The organism is Streptomyces sp. NPDC060194 (genome assembly GCF_042728285.1).
Classification (GTDB): Bacteria; Actinomycetota; Actinomycetes; order Streptomycetales; family Streptomycetaceae; genus Streptomyces.
In genome coordinates this window covers 23,422-40,796 of sequence record NZ_JBHWZH010000050.1, presented here as the reverse complement: position 1 = coordinate 40,796, position 17,375 = coordinate 23,422, and the positions used below count along the sequence as shown (strand labels likewise).

At 74.3% G+C, this 17,375-nt stretch carries 15 protein-coding genes and 1 pseudogene; 13 read left to right on the top strand and 3 right to left on the bottom strand.

Annotated elements, in window-relative coordinates; all coding sequences use genetic code 11:
* Positions 1-34: 34 nt before the first annotated feature.
* Positions 35-472, bottom strand: coding sequence for an SsgA family sporulation/cell division regulator (locus tag ACFWEG_RS13880; protein ID WP_387213721.1), 438 nt, complete (start codon positions 470-472; stop codon positions 35-37).
* A gap of 311 nt (positions 473-783) precedes the next feature.
* Between ACFWEG_RS13880 and ACFWEG_RS13875 the strand changes: the two genes are divergently transcribed.
* The 9 genes and pseudogenes from ACFWEG_RS13875 to ACFWEG_RS13835 all read left to right on the top strand — a co-directional run bounded on the left by ACFWEG_RS13875 (position 784) and on the right by ACFWEG_RS13835 (position 10,797).
* Positions 784-1,863 (top strand): energy-coupling factor ABC transporter permease, encoded by a 1,080-nt coding sequence (locus ACFWEG_RS13875; protein ID WP_387213718.1) that lies wholly within the window; start codon positions 784-786, stop codon positions 1,861-1,863.
* 1 nt (position 1,864) lies between these two features.
* On the top strand, positions 1,865-2,626 hold the full coding sequence (gene cbiQ / locus ACFWEG_RS13870; RefSeq protein WP_387213715.1) for a cobalt ECF transporter T component CbiQ: 762 nt from the start codon (positions 1,865-1,867) through the stop codon (positions 2,624-2,626).
* Entirely contained in the window at positions 2,614-3,387 is a 774-nt protein-coding gene (locus tag ACFWEG_RS13865) for an energy-coupling factor ABC transporter ATP-binding protein (RefSeq protein ID WP_387213712.1), read from the top strand. Before cbiQ ends, ACFWEG_RS13865 begins: the two co-directional genes overlap by 13 nt.
* A 199-nt stretch (positions 3,388-3,586) precedes the next feature.
* Positions 3,587-4,723 (top strand): serine hydrolase domain-containing protein, encoded by a 1,137-nt coding sequence (locus ACFWEG_RS13860; protein WP_387213733.1) that lies wholly within the window; start codon positions 3,587-3,589, stop codon positions 4,721-4,723.
* A 131-nt stretch (positions 4,724-4,854) separates the two neighbouring features.
* Positions 4,855-6,519, top strand: coding sequence for a penicillin-binding transpeptidase domain-containing protein (locus ACFWEG_RS13855; RefSeq protein ID WP_387213709.1), 1,665 nt, complete (start codon positions 4,855-4,857; stop codon positions 6,517-6,519).
* Positions 6,520-6,665: 146 nt separating this feature from the next.
* The gene (locus tag ACFWEG_RS13850; protein WP_387213706.1) at positions 6,666-8,321 is read left to right on the top strand and encodes a penicillin-binding transpeptidase domain-containing protein; all 1,656 of its coding nucleotides are present in this window, start codon (positions 6,666-6,668) and stop codon (positions 8,319-8,321) included.
* Positions 8,322-8,568: 247 nt separating this feature from the next.
* A pseudogene (locus ACFWEG_RS13845) lies at positions 8,569-9,075 on the top strand (YbaK/EbsC family protein); the annotation flags it as partial.
* A 209-nt stretch (positions 9,076-9,284) separates the two neighbouring features.
* Positions 9,285-10,130 carry an EamA family transporter gene (locus ACFWEG_RS13840; RefSeq protein WP_387213703.1) on the top strand — a complete coding sequence of 282 codons (846 nt, stop codon included), beginning with the start codon at positions 9,285-9,287 and terminating at the stop codon, positions 10,128-10,130.
* A 166-nt stretch (positions 10,131-10,296) separates the two neighbouring features.
* Positions 10,297-10,797: a DUF3515 family protein gene (locus ACFWEG_RS13835; RefSeq protein WP_387213700.1), complete on the top strand. Its 501-nt coding sequence runs from the start codon at positions 10,297-10,299 to the stop codon at positions 10,795-10,797.
* Positions 10,798-10,817: 20 nt separating this feature from the next.
* On the opposite strand, the gene ACFWEG_RS13830 is transcribed toward ACFWEG_RS13835, so the two are convergent.
* Both ACFWEG_RS13830 and ACFWEG_RS13825 read right to left on the bottom strand, forming a co-directional pair.
* Positions 10,818-11,420 (bottom strand): TlpA family protein disulfide reductase, encoded by a 603-nt coding sequence (locus tag ACFWEG_RS13830; protein WP_387213697.1) that lies wholly within the window; start codon positions 11,418-11,420, stop codon positions 10,818-10,820.
* A 38-nt stretch (positions 11,421-11,458) separates the two neighbouring features.
* On the bottom strand, positions 11,459-13,207 hold the full coding sequence (locus ACFWEG_RS13825) for a dolichyl-phosphate-mannose--protein mannosyltransferase (RefSeq protein ID WP_387213694.1): 1,749 nt from the start codon (positions 13,205-13,207) through the stop codon (positions 11,459-11,461).
* 240 nt (positions 13,208-13,447) lie between these two features.
* On the opposite strand from ACFWEG_RS13825, the gene rsmI reads away from it, so the two are divergent.
* The 4 genes from rsmI to ACFWEG_RS13805 all read left to right on the top strand — a co-directional run bounded on the left by rsmI (position 13,448) and on the right by ACFWEG_RS13805 (position 17,312).
* The gene (gene rsmI / locus ACFWEG_RS13820; protein WP_387213691.1) at positions 13,448-14,323 is read left to right on the top strand and encodes a 16S rRNA (cytidine(1402)-2'-O)-methyltransferase; all 876 of its coding nucleotides are present in this window, start codon (positions 13,448-13,450) and stop codon (positions 14,321-14,323) included.
* A gap of 186 nt (positions 14,324-14,509) precedes the next feature.
* A complete protein-coding gene (locus ACFWEG_RS13815) occupies positions 14,510-14,893 on the top strand; it encodes a hypothetical protein (RefSeq protein WP_387213688.1) in 384 nt (127 codons plus the stop codon).
* Positions 14,894-14,962: 69 nt separating this feature from the next.
* Complete coding sequence (locus tag ACFWEG_RS13810) at positions 14,963-15,832, top strand: TatD family hydrolase (protein WP_387213686.1); 870 nt, start codon at positions 14,963-14,965, stop codon at positions 15,830-15,832.
* A 97-nt stretch (positions 15,833-15,929) separates the two neighbouring features.
* Positions 15,930-17,312 (top strand): ubiquitin-like domain-containing protein, encoded by a 1,383-nt coding sequence (locus ACFWEG_RS13805; protein WP_387213683.1) that lies wholly within the window; start codon positions 15,930-15,932, stop codon positions 17,310-17,312.
* Positions 17,313-17,375 lie beyond the last annotated feature (63 nt).

The following is a 17,375-nucleotide window of genomic DNA, read 5'->3' as shown; positions in this document are numbered from 1 at the left end:
TCGGCCGCCCGTCCGGGCCCTTCCGCGTGCGGGGTCAGGCGGAGGGGGTGCGCAGGGCGGGCGCCGCAGCCCGCTCCGACGACCGCCTGACCGGGGCCGTGCGCACCGCCACCGCGTGCGTACGCCGCAGGAACCGGATCAGCGGGGCGTTGTCGAACTGCACCACCGCGACCGCGTGGGCCGAGTGGAACTCCACCACCGTCTGCACCCGGCCGCACGGCCAGACGCGGATCCCGCCGCCCTCGGCGGGCGAGCGCATGCCGGCCTCCAGGAGGTCGCGGGGGAACGACCACTCCGAGCCGCCGGGGAAGGTGTCGGGGAACGCGAACGTCAGAGCGCCGGGGTCGGCGGCCGGGTCGTGGCGCAGCGCGACGGGCACGGGGCGGTGGTCGGAGGACGCCGCGTGGGCGCCGGTGTCGGAGACGAGGTGGGCGCGGGTGTGGTCCTCGACGGCGGGTGCGGCGGGCTTCATCGTCCGGCTCCTGTCGGTCGGGTCGGTCGGGCGTCGGTCATGGACTCGGATGCCCAATGTCCCATATTTACCGATATGCGACATCGGGTGCTGCAGTCCCCCTCGGACTCGCCCCCACCGGTGCGCGACCCGTCCTCCCGTGCGCTCCCCCGTGCCCTCTTCTGCTGTGGTTCGGCTTTTGCTACCTCTTTGCAAGAGGGCGCTAGCATCAGGTGGCTCGAACGCGTCGTACACGCCTGCGCCCGTACCCCCGCGATCGGCACTTCCCGCATCCCTCGTCCCTCCCTCTCTGTCTGCCCGGGAGACCCGCCATGCATGTGCCCGACGGTTTCTTCAACGCCCCCGTCTCCGTCGCCGCCGGTGTCGCCGCCGCCGGCGCGGTCGCGGTCAGCCTGCGCGGCGCGCGGCGCGAACTGGACGAGCGGACGGCCCCGCTGGCCGGGCTCGTCGCGGCCTTCGTCTTCGCCGTGCAGATGCTCAACTTCCCCGTCGCCGCCGGGACCAGCGGCCACCTCCTGGGAGGGGCGCTGGCGGCGATACTCGTCGGTCCCTACACCGGCGTGCTGTGCATCGCCGTCGTCCTGCTGCTCCAAGGGGTGCTGTTCGCCGACGGCGGGCTGACCGCGCTCGGGGTGAACATCACCCTCATGGGCGTCGTCACGGTCGTCGTCGCCTACGCGCTCTTCCGCGGCCTGGTGAAGGTGCTGCCCGGCGGCGTGCGGACCGTGCCCGTCGCCGCGTTCGTCGCCGCCCTGGTGTCGGTGCCGGCGGCCGCGGCCGGCTTCACGCTGCTCTACGCGGTCGGCGGCACCACCGACGTGCCGATCGGGACCGTCCTCACCGCGATGGTCGGCGTCCACGTCCTGATCGGCATCGGCGAGGCGCTGATCACGGCGGCGACGGTCGGCGCGGTCATCGCCGTACGGCCCGACCTGGTGCACGGGGCGCGCGGGCTGACCGCGCCGCTCAAGCTGCGCGTCAACGGCGAGCTGGTCGACGCCGCCCCCGCCGCCCGCCGGACCGCGGCCCCGGCCGCCACCGCCGCCCGCCCGGCCCGCTCCGTGCGCGGCGTCTGGGCCGCCGGCCTGGGGCTCGCGCTGCTGCTCGCCGGCGTCGTCTCGTTCTACGCCTCCGCCAACCCCGACGGCCTGGAGAAGGTCGCCGCCGACCAAGGCATCGACAAGAAGGTCGAGGACCACGCGAGCGCCGACTCGCCGCTCGCCGACTACGGCGTCGGCGACATCGCTGACGCCCGACTCTCCGGCGGGCTCGCGGGCGTCATCGGCGTCGGCGCGACCATCGCCGTCGGCAGCGGGGTCTTCTGGGCGGTCAAGCGCCGCCGGGACGAGGACGCGGCGCCGGAGGCCCAGCGCGAACGGGCCGGCGTCTGACATGGGAGCGGGTCACGCGCACCAGCTCTACCGGCACGGCGTCTCGCCGGTCCACGAGCTGCCCCCGCACTGCAAGCTCGCCGCCGTCCTCGCCTTCGTGCTCGTGGTCGTCTCCACGCCGCGCGAGGCGGTCTGGGCCTTCGGGCTCTACGCGGTCGCGCTCGCGGGGGTCGCCGCGCTGGCCCGCATCCCGGCCGGCCACCTGCTGAAGCGGATGCTGGTCGAGATCCCGTTCGTCGCCTTCGCCGTGCTGCTGCCGTTCGTCGCGACGGGCCCGAAGACCGAGGTCCTAGGACTGGCCCTGAGCGAGAACGGCCTCTGGGGGGCCTGGAACGTGCTCGCCAAGGGCACCCTGGGCGTCGCGGCGTCGGTGATCCTCGCCTCCACCACCGAGCTGCGCGCGCTGCTCCTCGGCCTCCAGCGGCTCAAGCTGCCCCCGCTGCTCGTGCAGATCGCCTCCTTCATGCTCCGCTACGGCGACGTGATCACCGACGAGCTCCGCAGGATGTCCGTCGCCCGCCGCTCCCGCGGCTTCGAGGCGACCGGCGTCCGCCACTGGGGGGTCCTCGCGAAGACCGCCGGCGCGCTGTTCATCCGCTCCTACGAGCGCGGCGAGCGGGTCCACCTCGCGATGATCAGCCGCGGGTACGCCGGCACCATGCCGGTCATCGACGAGGTCACCGCCTCGCGCGCGCAGTGGACGTACGCGCTGACCCTCCCGGGTGCGGCGCTGGCGGTGTGTCTGCTGGGATGGACGCTGTGACGAACGATGCTCCCGCCGCGTCCGGCGGCGCCCCCTCCCTGGAGGTCGCCGGGCTCGCCTACGCGTACCCCGACGGCCACCAGGCCCTCTTCGGTGTCGATCTCCGCGTCGAACGCGGCGAGCGGGTCGCCCTGCTCGGCCCGAACGGGGCGGGCAAGACCACCCTCGTGCTGCACCTCAACGGCATCCTGGAGGCGGGCGCCGGCAGCGTGCGGGTCGCGGGACTGCCGGTCGGCAGGGAGCACATGGCGGAGATCCGCCGCCGGGTCGGCATCGTCTTCCAGGACCCCGACGACCAGCTGTTCATGCCCACCGTGCGCGAGGACGTCGCCTTCGGACCCGCCGCGGCGGGGCTCAAGGGCGCGGAGCTGGAGGCGCGGGTCGTCGAGGCGCTCGAACAGGTCGGGATGGCGGAGTTCGCCGCCCGGCCGCCCCACCACCTGTCCTTCGGGCAGCGGCGCAGGGTCGCCGTCGCGACCGTGCTCGCGATGCGGCCGGAGATCCTCGTCCTGGACGAGCCCTCCTCCAACCTCGACCCGGCGTCGCGACGCGAACTCGCGGACATCCTGCGGGCGTTGGACGTCACCGTCCTCATGGTCACCCACGACCTGCCGTACGCGCTCGAACTCTGCCCGCGCGCGCTGGTCCTCAGCGACGGCGTCATCGCCGCGGACGGGCCCACGGGGGAGCTGCTCTCCGACGCCGGGCTGATGGCCACCCACCGCCTGGAGCTCCCCTACGGGTTCGCCGTCCCGCGCTGAGCGCTGTCAGTGGCGTGATGCACCATGGAAGACGCCGCCGCGACCGGGGCGGACGGAACGGGAGTGCGCGGTGAGTCAGCAGGGCCGGGAGGCGGGGGACGTCCGGGGCGAGGGGGCCCGCGGCGGGGCGGCGCCCCGTACGGCCGGCGCGCCCGGGGCCGTCGACGTCCGCGGCGGCGTCGCGCCCGGGTTCGAGCCGCTGCGGGACGCCTTCGCGCGGAACTTCACCCACCTCGGCGAGCGGGGCGCGGCGCTCGCCGTGCACCACCGGGGCGTCAAGGTCGCCGACCTGTGGGCGGGCGTCCGCGACCCGCGCGGGGACGCGCCCTGGGCGGTCGACACCGCGCAGGTCGTCCGCTCGGCGACCAAGGGCGTCGCCGCGGCCGTCCCGCTGCTGCTGCACCAGCGCGGCCACCTCGACCTGGACGCGCCGGTCTCCACGTACTGGCCGGAGTTCAAGGCCGGCGGCAAGGAGCGCGTCCTCGTCCGCCACCTGCTCGCCCACCGGGCCGGCGTCCCCGCGCTCGACCGGCCGCTGACCCCCGCCGAGGCCGCGGACGGCGTCTCGGGGCCGCGGGCCGTCGCCGCGCAGGCCCCGTTCTGGGAGCCGGGCACGGTCCACGGCTACCACGCGCACACCTACAGCTGGCTGCTCGCCGAGCTGACCCTGCGGGTCACCGGCCGCACCATCGGACGCTGGGTCGCCGAGGAGATCGCCCGCCCGCTCGGCCTCGACCTGTGGATCGGCCTCCCCGACGACGAGGCCCACCGCGTCGGGCGCGTCGCGCCCCTCGACCCGCCGCCCGCCGAGGCCCCCGGCGCGCTCCGGCTGCGCCCCAAGCGCGCGGTGACCGACGCCTACGCGGACCCCGCCTCGCTCACCTCGCGCGCGTTCGCCGCGATCCGGCCGCTGCCCGACGAGAACGCGCCGTCGTACCGCGCGGCCGAACTCCCCGCCTCGAACGGCGTCGCGACCGCCCGCGCCCTCTCCCGCTTCTACGCCGCCCTCATCGGCGACGTCGACGGGCACCGCCTCTTCGCCCCCGCCACCCTCACCCTCGCCCGCACCGAGGACGCCGCGGGGCCCGACCGCGTCCTGCTCGTCCCCACCCGCTTCGGCCTCGGCTACATGCTCCACGCCCCCGCCTCCCCCCTGCTCGGCCCCGGCTCCTTCGGCCACCCCGGCCGCGGCGGCACCCTCGCCCTCGCCGACCCGGACTCCGGCACGTCCCTCGCCTACGTCACCAACGGCTTCCGCACCTCCGTCACCTCCGACCCCCGCGCCCAGTCCCTGGTCCGCGCCCTGCGCACCTCGCTCGCCTCGCTGCCGGACTGACCGCGCCGTCCGCCCCCGCGCCCGCGTGCGAACACCCGTACGTACCGGGCCCGTAACAGGTGACGGGCGGTTCTTCTCGTGCGGGGGTGAGCGCATAGAGTGCGAACCCCTGTGTGGGGAAGGACAGCACGATGCGCAATGGGGCAAAGAACGCCGTGATCGGCGGGGTCTTCGCCGTGGTCATGGGCGGGCTCGGGTACGGGGCGTACGCGCTCGTCAGCGACGGCGGCGGCTCGGACGGGCCGTCGGCCGTCCGGCAGGCCGACGGCGACGGCGGCCCCAAGGGCAGCGGTCCGCTGCAGGCGGACGAGATCCGCACCACCGCCGAGGAGTTCCTCGCCGCGTGGGCGAAGGGCGACGACGGGGCCGCGGCGGCGCTGACCGACGACGAGGCCGCGGCGAAGGCCGCCCTGAAGTCGTACCGCGAGGACGCGCACGTCGTGAAGGCGGCGATCGAGCCGGCGGCGGCGGACGGGGAGACCGTCCCGTTCCGCGTCGAGGCGCGCGTCGAGTACGCGAGGTCGGGGGACCGGACGGACTCCGCGGTCGCGGGGGACTGGGCGTACGACGGCTCCCTGGAGGTCGTCCGGGACTCGCCGACGGGCGACGCGCTGGTGCGCTGGTCGCCCGCCGTCCTCCACCCGGACCTGAAGCGCGGGGACACGCTCGTCACCGAGGAGGCGTCGTTCCCCGTCAAGGCGGTGGACCGCGACGGCGGCGAGCTGACGCCGGCGAAGTACCCCTCGCTCACGACCGTCGCCAAGGCGCTCGGCAAGACGTACGGCGAGCGCGCCGGCGGCACGCCGAGCGTCGAGACGTACATCAGGAAGGCCGACGACAAGGGCGAGCCGAAGACGCTGTTCAGGGTCTCCGAGGGCAAGGCCGGCACCCTGGAGACGACGATCGACCCGGCGGTCCAGGCCGCCGCGGAGAAGGCCGTCGCCGCCAAGCCGAAGACCTCCCTCGTCGCCCTGAGGCCCAGCACCGGCGAGATCCTCGCGGTCGCCAACTCCGAGCCGGACGGCTTCAACACCGCGCTGCAGGGCTCGCTCGCCCCCGGCTCCACGATGAAGATCGTCACCGCCTCGCTGCTGCTCGACAAGGGCCTCGCGACGGCCGACGGCCCGCACCCGTGCCCCAAGTACTCCAGCTACGGGGGCTGGAAGTTCCAGAACCTCGAGAAGTTCGAGATCAAGGGCGGCACGTTCCGCGACAGCTTCGGCCGCTCCTGCAACACCGCCTTCATCAGCCAGGCCGGCGAGCTGGCCGACGACGACCTGACCGAGCAGGCCCGCGACGTCTTCGGGCTCGGCCGCGACGACTGGGCCACCGGCGTGCCGACCTTCGACGGCGCGGTCCCGGTCCAGAAGGACGCGCCCAAGGCCGCCTCGCTGATCGGGCAGGGCGGGGTGCGGATGAACCCCCTCGACATGGTCTCGGTGATCGCCACCGCCAAGACCGGCACGTTCGCGATGCCCTATCTGGTCTCCCCCTCGCTCGACGACCGCGACATCGCCACCGCGCCGCGCGCCATGCAGCCCTCGACGAAGTCGCAGCTCAAGGCCCTGCTCACGTACACCGCGAAGTACGGCAGCGCCGCCGAGCCGATGGCCGGGCTCGGCGACGACGTCGGAGCGAAGACCGGCTCGGCGGAGGTCGACGGGCAGAAGAAGCCCAACGCCTGGTTCACCGCGTGGCGCGGGGACGTCGCCGCCGCGGCGGTCGTCCAGGGCGCGGGCCGCGGCGGGTTGAACGCCGGTCCCGTGGTGCGGCAGGTGCTGCTGGCCGGGGAGTGAGTGGCCGGTAAGCGGTTACCGGATCGACGCTTGTTGCCCTGGCGAACCATCGAACGGGTGGTCTAGGGTGCGATGTACAGCCTCTTGAACGTGTTCAACTACGGACGCGGGGGATCAGGAGGGCTCCTGGGGAGGGGATCGCACCCATGCGAAACGGTGCAAAGGCCGCCGTCGTCGGCGGCGCGCTGAGCATTCTGCTCGGCGGCGCGGGGTACGGAATGTTCAACATCTACACCGCGCTCGACGGGGGCGGCGGAAGCGGCGGGGGTGACGGCGACTCGACCGTGCAGGCCGCGGCGACCCGCAAGGGGTCGGGACCGGTCACCGGCGACGAGGTCGCGGCCGTCTCCAAGGCCTTCTTCGCCGCGTGGGCGAAGGGGGAGGTGGAGGTGGCGGCCGCCCTCACCGACAACGGCGCGAGCGCCACGGCCGGCCTCGACGCCTACTTCGGCGACGCGCACCTCACCGACGTGCGGATCACGCCCGGCAAGGCGTCCGGCACGACCGTGCCGTTCACCGTCGCCGCGAAGGTGTCGTACGACGGCGTGACCAAGCCGCTGAAGTACGCCTCGGAGGCCTCGTTCGTCCGCGGTGTGACCACCGGGCGGGCGCTCGTCGACTGGAAGCCCGCCGTCCTGCACCCGGACCTCGGCGCGAACGACGTCCTGACCACGGGCGAGGCCGACGCGCCGGACGTCCGGGCCGTCGACCGCAACGGGGCCGTCCTCGACGCGAAGGACCACCCGTCGCTCGCCCCCGTCCTCGCCGAGCTCCGCAAGCGGTACGGCGCGAAGGCCGGCGGGACCAACGGGATCGAGCTGGCCGTGCACGACACGGTCGACGCCGAGCGGCCCGACCGGACGCTCGTCACCCTGCGCAAGGGCAGGGCGGGGGAGCTGAGGACGACGCTCAGCGCGAACGTCCAGACCGCGGCGGAGAAGGCGGTCAAGAGGTTCCCGCAGGCGTCGGTGGTGGCGCTGGACGTGAACACGGGCGGGGTCCTGGCGGTGGCGAACAACCGGGACGACGAGTTCAACGCGGCGTTCGAGGGGCAGGTGGCGCCGGGTTCGGTGATGAAGATCGTGTCCGCGGCGATGCTGATCGACACCGGGCAGACATCCGCGCAGGGACCGGCGCCCTGCCCGATGACGGCGGTGTCCGAGGGGCAGACGTTCGCCAACCTCAAGGGGCTCGATCCCAACGACGACTCCACTCTCGCGGAGGGCTTCTCCCGTTCCTGCAACACGTCCTTCATCAAGTTCGCGGACACGATCGGTGCGGACTCGCTGACGACCGAGGCGGACCGCTACTTCGGCCTCGGCCGCGACGACTGGTCGACCGGCATCCCGTCCTTCGACGGCAGCGTCCCCGTCACCCCCGGCCCGGACACCGCCGCCGCGCTGATCGGGCAGGGCAAGGTCCAGATGAGCCCGCTGAACATCGCGTCGGTCGCGGCGACGGTCAAGTCCGGCGGCTTCCGGCAGCCGGTGATCGTCCCGAAGTCCCTCGACGGCCGCGACGTCGCCTCGCGGCAGCAGCTGAAGTGGTCCACCGCGCAGCAGTTGCGGGACATGATGCGGCGCACCGCCGTCAGCGGCACCGGACAGCAGGTCATGAGCGGGCTCGGCGGGGACGTCGGCGCGAAGACGGGTTCGGCGGAGGTCGCCACGAGCGCGACGTCGGACAGCTGGTTCGTCGGTTACCGCAACTCCGTCTCCGCGGCGGCCCTCGTCCAGGACGGCGGGCACGGCAGCGACGCGGCGGGGCCGATCGTGGCGGACGTGCTGCGGGCGGGGAGCTGAGGGGGTCCGGGACGGTGGCGCGGGGCGCTCGCCGCGGTGGATCCGGGGGTGCCCGCCGGAGCCACGTGGTCGCGCGGTCGACGGCGTCCGGTCCTGGTCGCCCGGCCGTCGCCCGGCCGTCGCCCGCGCGGCGGTGATCCGGGCTCCGGCGGAGGCCGCCGGGGTCGTTTCGCGCGGGCCCGCGGGCGACCGTCCGGTCCGCGGAACGGGTTCGACCCGCGCCCGCCCCCCTCGCTAGCGTGCGGACATGAGCACTTCGGACGACACTGCTGACATCGCCTTCGCCGCGCACCCCCGCTTCGCCGAGGCCCTGAGCACCCTCGGCATCGACGGGGTGGAGGTGCGGCGGTTCCCCGACGGCACCCGCACCGCCGTCGACGCCGCCGCGGCCGTCGGCTGCGAGCTCAGCCAGATCGTCAAGTCGCTGATCTTCGCGGCGGACGGGGAGCCCGTGCTCGTCCTGATGGACGGCGCCTCGCGGGTCGACGTCGAGCGGGTGCGGGTGGAGCTGGGCGCGGCGAAGGTCGGGCGCGCGGACGCGGCGGTCGTCCGCGAGACCACCGGGTACGCGATCGGCGGTGTCCCGCCGTTCGGCCACCGCACGCGCACCCGCGTCCTCGCCGACCGGGCGCTGCTCGCCCACGACGAGGTGTGGGCGGCGGCGGGCACCCCGCACTCGGTCTTCGCGATGGCCCCGGACACGCTGGTCGCGCACGCGGGGGCGACGGTCGCGGACGTCCGCGAGCGGCCGGCTGGGGAGGATGCGGCGGGCGGGTCCTCCGCCGTCTCCGCCGCGCCCGACGCTCCCGCGCCCGCCGCACCCGCCGCGCCCGACGCTCCCGCGCCCGCCGCACCCGCCGCGCCCGCCGCGCCCGACGCTCCCGACGGGCCCGTGCCCGACGGGTCCGCCGCGCACGTTCCGGCCGGGCGCGCCGCCGGGGCCGCGGGGGACGAGCCCGGCGCGTGACCCCGCTGGTCGTCGCGGCCGTCCTGGCCGCCGCGGTCGCGCACGCCGTCTGGAACGCGCTCGCGCACACCATCCGCGACCAACTGGTCGCCTTCACGCTCATCGGCGGCGGCGCGGCGGTCCTCGGCGCGGTCGTCGCCTGCTTCGCGCCGCTGCCGGCGGGTGGGGCGTGGCCGTACCTGGCCGTCTCGGCGCTGCTGCACGTCGGCTACCAGATGCTGCTGATGCGGTCGTTCAGCCTCGGCGACTTCGGCCAGGTGTACCCGATCGCACGGGGTACGGCGCCGCTCGTCGTCACCGCCGCCGCGGTGCTCCTCGTCGGCGAGTCGCTGAGCGGGCTCGCGCTCGCCGGGGTCGCGCTCGCCTCCGCGGGGCTGAGCGGGGTCGCGCTGTGGGGGCTGCGGGGCAGCCGGCCGCACTGGCCGGCGCTCGCCGCGGCCGTCGCGACGGGGCTGTCCATCGCCGCGTACACGGTCGTCGACGGCGTCGGCGTCCGGGCGTCCGGCACCCCGCTCGGCTACATCGCGTGGCTGATGGTCCTCGAGGGCGTCCTCATCCCCGCCTGGGCGTTCCGCGTCCACCGCGGCGCGCTGTGGACGGCCCTCCGCCCCCACGCCGCGCGCGGCCTCGCCGGCGCGGCGCTCTCCATGCTCGCCTACGGCCTCGTCCTGTGGGCCCAGACCCGCGCCCCGCTGGCCCCCGTCGCCGCCCTCCGCGAGTCCTCCGTCATCATCGGCGCCGCCATCGGCGCCCTCTTCTTCCACGAACGCTTCGGCACCCCCCGCATCGCCGCCACCACCCTCCTCACCCTCGGCACCACCCTCATCCTCACCGCCGGCTGACCAGCCCCTCCAGGCACACCCTCAGACCACGAGCCCGACCTCGTCGCCCCTGCACGGCTCCGGGCCGTGCGTCGGGGAGGCGAGTACCTTCGACCGGTGGCGTGACTCTCGCCCGACCGAAGCGCGCACATCACCCTTTTCCTGCATTTCGTTCCGGAGGTACGGTATGTCGCTCGGTTCCTCGTCGCCTGGGCGCAGGTTGCTGGTGATCGTCGCATCGCTGTGCACGCTGGGAGCGGCAAGTGCGGGGGTTTCAATTTGGACCCGAAGCGCTGAGACGGACCCGGCCCCGCTCGGGTCCTCAGGGCCGTGCAGGGAAGTAGGGAAGAACGTCCCTGAGGAGACGCTGGGTGATTCCCTCGACGGTGCGGCTCGCCAGGGGGTTGCGTCCTGGGGAGACGGGCGGATCATTCTCCGTTGCGGTGTGGGAGAGATTCCGCCCACGGTCGACCCCTGCGTGAACGCGAACGGTGTCGACTGGGTTCTCGATGAGAAGAGGCTGGAGAAGGAGGGCGTGGCGGCCTTCACGACATACGGGCGCTCACCCGCCGTCGAGCTGACGTACTCAGGCGCTCCCGAGGAGGCCACCGGGGCCCTGGTGGACGTCAACGCCGCCGTGTCCTGGCTTCAGCAGAAGCGAACCTGCGTCGGCATGGGCGACCTGTGACCCGCTGCCGTCCAGAGGGTTCAATCGCCTTCGAGCAGAGGGTCGATCATCGAGCGCAGCTTGGCCTCGTCCACCCCTCCCAGCGCCCTGCCGGCGATCCTTCCTTCCCTGTCCAGAGTGAGGGTGACGGGAAGTGCCTGTGTGTTGAGCGTGCCTTTCGGAAATGCTGAGAGCAGCAGCTTTCCGGCGGGGTCGTACAGGCTCGGATACGAGATGTCGTACTCCTCTTCAAACGCCTTTGCCGGCGCCTTTTCGCCATCGCGCGTATTGATGCCGACGAACCGCACCCCCTTGCTCTTCATGTCCCTGGCGACGTTGTCGAGATACGGCGCCTCGGCCCGGCACGGAGGGCACCACGAACCCCACACGTTGATGACGACAACCTCGCCCCGGAAGTCCGCGACGTCGAGTTCTCGGCCGTGCAGAGTCATTCCTCTGATCGGCCCCTCCGGCTCCTGACGCTCACTCTCGGGAACCCGTGAAACGCCCCCCTTGTAGGGGGCGTTGCTGATGCCGCGGCCGCCGGACGAGGGGTCATCCCCTCCGCATGCGGCGAGTGAGGCCGCTGCGACGGTGGCCATCGCGCTCAGTACGGCCGCGCGAACGGGGTGCTCGGGAATCATGCGCCGAGGTTCCCACAGGCACCCGTAGGGCCGCGCAGCTAGACCCAGGTGTCCAGCCACATGCGGTTCTGCCAGGAGTCGTAGGGGATCGAGGTGCCGGTGTAGATCGGCCAGAAGTAGATGAAGTTCCAGATGATGAGGAGGACGAGGACGCCGGCGGCGATGGCGCCGGTGGTGCGGCGGAGTTCGGTGGAGGTGCGGGGGCCGAGGAGGGCGCCGACCAGCATGGTGACGGCGAGGCAGAGGAAGGGGACGAAGACGACGGCGTAGAAGGAGAAGATGGTGCGTTCCTGGTACTGGAACCAGGGGAGGTAGCCCGCGGCGACGCCGCAGGCGATCGCGCCGGCGCGCCAGTCGCGGCGGAAGGCCCAGCGCCACAGGACGTAGAGGACGGCGACGCAGGCCGCCCACCACAGCAGGGGCGTGCCGAGGGCGAGGACCTCGCGGGCGCATTCCCCGGAGGCGGACGCGGGGCAGCCGTCCACGCCGGGCTTGGGCGACTCGTAGAAGAACGAGACGGGGCGGGCGTCGACGAGCCAGGCCCACGGGTTGGACTGGTAGCGGTGCGGGTCGGTGAGCCCGACGTGGAAGTTCCAGACCTGGGTCTCGTAGTGCCACAGGCTGCGCAGCCAGTCGGGCAGGAAGCCCCACTCCGTGTCCTTGCCCGCCGTCGTCGCCCAGTCCCGGTAGTAGCCGCCCTTGGTGGCGATCCACCCGGTCCAGCTCACGAGGTAGGTCACCAGCGCGACCGGCACGGTCAGCAGGAACGCGGGCAGCACGTCGCGCTTGAGGACCGCGAGGTACGGGGTGCGCGACCCGGCGACCCGGCGCGCGCCGACGTCCCACAGGACGGTGAGCAGCCCGAACGCGGCCAGATAGATCGCACCGTTCCACTTCGTGCCGAACGCCAGCCCCAGGCAGACGCCCGCCACCAGCCGCCACGGCCGCCACCCCAGCCGCAGCAGGTCCGCGGTGGCCCGGTCGGGCCGGGCCCGGCCGTCCGCGTCGACGGGCAGCGCCGCGGCGAGCCGGGCGCGCGCGTGGTCGCGGTCGACCAGCAGCGCCCCGAACGCGGCCAGCACGAAGAACATCAGCACCAGGTCGAGCAGCGCGGTGCGGCTCATCACGAAGTGCAGGCCGTCGACGGCGAGCAGCGCGCCCGCCAGGCAGCCGAGGAACGTCGAGCGGAAGAGCCGCCGGCCGATCCGGCACAGCATCAGCACCGACAGCGTGCCGAGCAGCGCCGTCATGAACCGCCAGCCGAACGGGTCGAGGCCGAACATCCCCTCGCCGAGCGCGATGACCCACTTGCCGACCGGCGGGTGCACGACGTACGCGTGCTCGGTGCCGGCGGTGACCTTCGACGGGTCGGCGAGGATGAGCTTGTTGGCGTTCTCGGCCCAGTCGACCTCGTAGCCGTGCCGCAGCAGGCCCCAGGCGTCCTTCGCGTAGTACGTCTCGTCGAATATCACCGCGTGCGGGCTGCCGAGGTTCCAGAACCGCAGCACCCCCGCGACGAGCGCGACGAGCAGCGGGCCGCCCCAGGCCGAGGCGCGGACCAGCCGCTCGGCGCGGTCCGGGGAGACGCCGAGGAGCCGCCAGACGCCCGGACCCGGCCGGTTGTACGGCGGCCGCAGCCGCTCGCGCACGCCCTCCACCGGGCCGGCCACGTACCCGAACCGGCGCAGCCGGTGCTGCCAGGCGGGAGGCTGCGGGCCGGGGCCGCCCGCGGCGGGGTCCAGGGGGGCCTCGGCTGCGGCGTCGGTCGATGACGCGGTACTGGTCACCGGGTCATCGTAGGGAACGGGCCCGGCCACGTCCCGTGCCCCGTCCGGGCATGTGGGGGAACGTCGACGCCGGCGGCTCCCGCACCACCCGCCCCACCGGCCGCGGACCCGGTGCCCCTCCGGCCGCGGCCCGCCCGCGCCTCCGGCCGCGCACCTCCCGCCCCACCGGCCCCGCACCACCCTCCCGCCGACCGGCACCGCGCCCCCGCACCCCGCCCCCGCGGCTGGGAGGATGGTCACGTGACTGGAACCCTCGTACTCGCAGGAACCCCCATCGGCGACACCGCCGACGCCCCGCCGCGGCTGGCCGCCGAGCTGGAGCGGGCGGACGTGATCGCCGCCGAGGACACCCGCCGGCTGCGTCGCCTCACCCAGGCGCTCGGCGTGCACACCACGGGCCGGGTGGTCTCCTACTTCGAGGGCAACGAGTCCGCGCGCACCCCCGAGCTGGTCGAGGCGCTGCGCGAGGGCTCCCGGGTGCTGCTCGTGACGGACGCCGGGATGCCGTCGGTGTCCGACCCCGGGTTCCGGCTGGTCGCCGCGTGCGTCGAGCACGACATCAAGGTCACCGCCGTGCCGGGCCCGTCCGCCGTCCTCACCGCGCTCGCGCTGTCCGGGCTGCCGGTGGACCGGTTCTGCTTCGAGGGCTTCCTGCCCCGCAAGGCCGGCGAGCGGCTCGGCCGGCTCCGCGAGGTCGCCCGGGACCGCCGCACGCTCGTCTACTTCGAGGCCCCGCACCGCATCGACGACACCCTCGCCGCGATGGCCGAGGTCTTCGGCGGCGACCGGCGCGCCGCGGTCTGCCGGGAGCTGACGAAGACCTACGAGGAGGTCAGGCGCGGGCCGCTGCGGGAGCTGGCCGAGTGGGCGAAGGACGGGGTGCGCGGCGAGATCACCGTCGTCGTCGAGGGGGCGGGGGAGAAGCCGGCCGGCGAGCTCACCCCGGAGGAGCTGGTGCGGCGGGTGCGGGTGCGCGAGGAGGCGGGGGAGCGGCGCAAGGAGGCGATCGCGGCGGTCGCCGCCGAGGCGGGACTGCCCAAGCGGGACGTGTTCGATGCGGTGGTGGCCTCGAAAAACGCGGCAAAGAACGCGGAAAACGACCGACCCGCAGGGTAAAGCGCTCATATACCGCGTATATGCCAGGAAGGCCGGAGTGCAAAGTTCCGGACCGCCGGCCGGCCGCGCAGCCCATGACGGGGCCAAGTCCCGTCCAACATCGCACAGCTCTGTCGCGGATCCGCGCCCCGAGGAGTCCACTGGAAAGGAAGCAACACGCACAGCGGGGACCTGAGGAGCTGGCCCATGAGTGACACCACAGCCGACGTCCACGAGTCGTACGCCTTCGCCTGCATGCGCTGCGGGCACGGCTGGGAGCAGACCTACGCCATCGAGCACCGCATCGACCCCACCACCGGCCGCGAGCACGCCGTCTACTACGCCGACGGCGAGCGGGTGCCGTCCCCGCTGACCCGTCCGACCTGCTTCAACTGCGGCGGGCACCTCGTGCGCACCCTGCGCGCCGGCCAGGTCACCGCCGCCAACGACCGCCTGCGCTCCGTCCCGACCGCCCGCGGCACCCTCCCCGAGCCGTCGGTCGCCGGGCCGCCGGTGAGCGCCGCGGCGGGGGAGCGGGTCGGACGCACCTCCTGGCACCTCTCGGACCTCTTCCACCGCAGGAGCGCCTGACCCCGCGCCGGTCCCCGGTCCCCCTACGAGCCCGCCGGGCCCCGACGGCGGGCTCGTAGGATCGTCCCCATGACCTCCAAGGACGCCGCACCGCCGCTGCCGGAACCCCTTCCGGTGGCGGTCGCCGACTCGCACACCCACCTCGACATGCAGGACGCGTCCGTCGAGGCGAGCCTCGCGAAGGCCGCCTCGGTGGGCGTGACGACGGTCGTCCAGGTCGGCTGCGACCTGGCCGGGTCGCGGTGGGCGGCGGAGACGGCGGCGGCGTACGAGGCCGTGCACGCGGCGGTCGCGCTGCACCCGAACGAGGCCCCCCGGATCGTCCACGGTGACCCCGACGGCTGGTCGCGGCAGGGGGCGAGGACGCCGGGCGGCGATTCCGCGCTCGACGAGGCGCTGGCCGAGATCGACCGGCTCGCCGCCCTCCCGCAGGTCCTCGCCGTCGGCGAGACCGGCCTGGACCACTTCCGCACCGGGGACGACGGCAAGGCCGCCCAGGAGCGCTCCTTCCGCGCCCACATCGAGATGGCGAAGCGGCACGGCAAGGCGCTCGTCATCCACGACCGCGAGGCGCACGCCGATGTGCTGCGGGTCCTCAAGGAGGAGGGCGCGCCCGAGCGGACCGTCTTCCACTGCTACTCCGGCGACGCCGCCATGGCCGAGATCTGCGCCCGGAACGGCTACTACATGTCGTTCGCCGGGAACATGACCTTCAAGAACGCGCAGCCGCTGCGCGACGCGCTCGCCGTGGCCCCCCTGGAGCTCGTCCTCGTCGAGACCGACGCGCCGTTCCTGACCCCCGCCCCGTACCGCGGACGGCCCAACGCGCCGTACCTGATTCCGGTCACCGTCCGGGCGATGGCCGCGGTGCGCGGACTGCGGGAGGACCAGATGGCGACGGCGCTGGCGGAGAACACGGCGCGGGCGTTCGGCTACTGATCGTCGCTCCGTGTCACCGCGCCGCTTTGTGGCGTGACGACGGCTCCGCTAGTCTCCGCGGCCGCAGCACTCCCACCGGCCGGTCACCTGGAGCGTCGTGAGCCATCCGCAGGACAGTTGGGACCCCGCCCGCCCCGATCACGCCGCGCCCACGGCCACGGAGGAGCTGCCGCGGGTGCCCGGGCCGTACGAGCCGGTGTACGAAACGGTGTCGTACGCCGCGCAGCCGTACGAAACGGTGTCGTACCCCTCCGCCACGTACGAAACGGTTCCGTACACGTCCGGCGGGTCCGACACCTACCGGCCGGCCTACGAGACGCGGCCGTCCGGCGGGCGGGCCGAGGCGCGGCGGGCGGCCGGCGGGCGGCGCAGGCCCGCCGCGGACCGGCCCGAGGGGGCGCGGCGGATCCTCCCGCAGGCCCTCGTCGTGGCGTTCCTCGCCGGCGGCACCTCCGCGTTCGTCGCCAGCGACAAGACCGTCGAGCTCAGCGTCGACGGGCAGCCCCGCACCCTGCACACCTTCGCCGACGACGTCACCGAGCTGCTCGCCGACGAGGGCGTCGCGTTCGGCGAGCACGACATCGTCGCCCCCGCGCCCGGCACCGCCCTCGCCGCCGGCGACCGCGTCGTCGTCCGCTACGGCCGGCCCGTCCAGCTCACCCTCGACGGGCAGCCGCGCCGGGTCTGGACCACCGCGGACACCGTCGGCGGGGCGCTGCGGCAGCTCGGCGTGCGCGGTGAGGGCGCGTACGTCTCGACCTCGCGGTCCGAGCGGATCTCGCGGGCCGGCGTCCGCCTCGACGTGCGCACGGAGCGGGCCGTCACCGTCATGGCCGATGGACGGGAGCGGACCGTCCGCACCAACGCGGCGACCGTCCGCGAGGTGATCGAGGAGGCCGGGATCACCCTCCGCGGCGAGGACACCACGTCCGTCGCGCCCGACAGCTTCCCGCGCGACGGGCAGACCGTCACCGTCATGCGGATCACGGGGTCGCGCGAGGTCGTCGAGGAGCGCGTCCCCTACGAGGTCCGCGAGGTCCGCGACGACTCCGTCCTCGCGGGCACGGAGGTCGTCACCCAGGCCGGGGCGTACGGCGTCCGCCGGGTCGTCTACGCGCTGCGGACCGTCAACGGCGTGCGGGAGAAGCCGCGGCGGGTCTCCTCCGAGCTGGTCTCCGCGCCCGTCGACCGCGTCGTGCGGATCGGCACCAAGCCCGCGCCCACGTCCGTCGCGGGCGCGGACGGGCTCAACTGGGGCGCGCTCGCCGCGTGCGAGTCGGGCGGGCGGCCCGACGCGGTCGACCCGTCCGGCACCTACGGCGGCCTGTACCAGTTCGACGTCGGCACGTGGCAGGCGCAGGGGGGCTCCGGGCGGCCCCAGGACGCGTCGGCGGCGGAGCAGACGTTCCGGGCGAAGAAGTTGTACGTGCAGCGGGGCGCGGGGCCCTGGCCGCACTGCGGGGCGCGGCTGCACGGCTGAGTGCCCGGAGTGCGGCTCCGCCGCGGGGGCCGACCGTAGCGGGCGCGGACGACGCTGCGCCGG

Excerpts from the sequence above, each read along its gene's own strand:
- ACFWEG_RS13880 (WP_387213721.1), bottom strand. The coding sequence starts at position 472 with ATGAAGCCCGCCGCACCCGCCGTCGAGGACCACACCCGCGCCCACCTC.
- ACFWEG_RS13815 (WP_387213688.1), top strand. The coding sequence starts at position 14,510 with ATGAGTGACACCACAGCCGACGTCCACGAGTCGTACGCCTTCGCCTGC.
- ACFWEG_RS13855 (WP_387213709.1), top strand. The coding sequence starts at position 4,855 with ATGCGCAATGGGGCAAAGAACGCCGTGATCGGCGGGGTCTTCGCCGTG.
- ACFWEG_RS13865 (WP_387213712.1), top strand. The coding sequence starts at position 2,614 with ATGGACGCTGTGACGAACGATGCTCCCGCCGCGTCCGGCGGCGCCCCC.
- ACFWEG_RS13830 (WP_387213697.1), bottom strand. The coding sequence starts at position 11,420 with ATGATTCCCGAGCACCCCGTTCGCGCGGCCGTACTGAGCGCGATGGCC.
- ACFWEG_RS13835 (WP_387213700.1), top strand. The coding sequence starts at position 10,297 with ATGTCGCTCGGTTCCTCGTCGCCTGGGCGCAGGTTGCTGGTGATCGTC.
- ACFWEG_RS13850 (WP_387213706.1), top strand. The coding sequence starts at position 6,666 with ATGCGAAACGGTGCAAAGGCCGCCGTCGTCGGCGGCGCGCTGAGCATT.
- cbiQ (WP_387213715.1), top strand. The coding sequence starts at position 1,865 with ATGGGAGCGGGTCACGCGCACCAGCTCTACCGGCACGGCGTCTCGCCG.
- ACFWEG_RS13810 (WP_387213686.1), top strand. The coding sequence starts at position 14,963 with ATGACCTCCAAGGACGCCGCACCGCCGCTGCCGGAACCCCTTCCGGTG.
- ACFWEG_RS13875 (WP_387213718.1), top strand. The coding sequence starts at position 784 with ATGCATGTGCCCGACGGTTTCTTCAACGCCCCCGTCTCCGTCGCCGCC.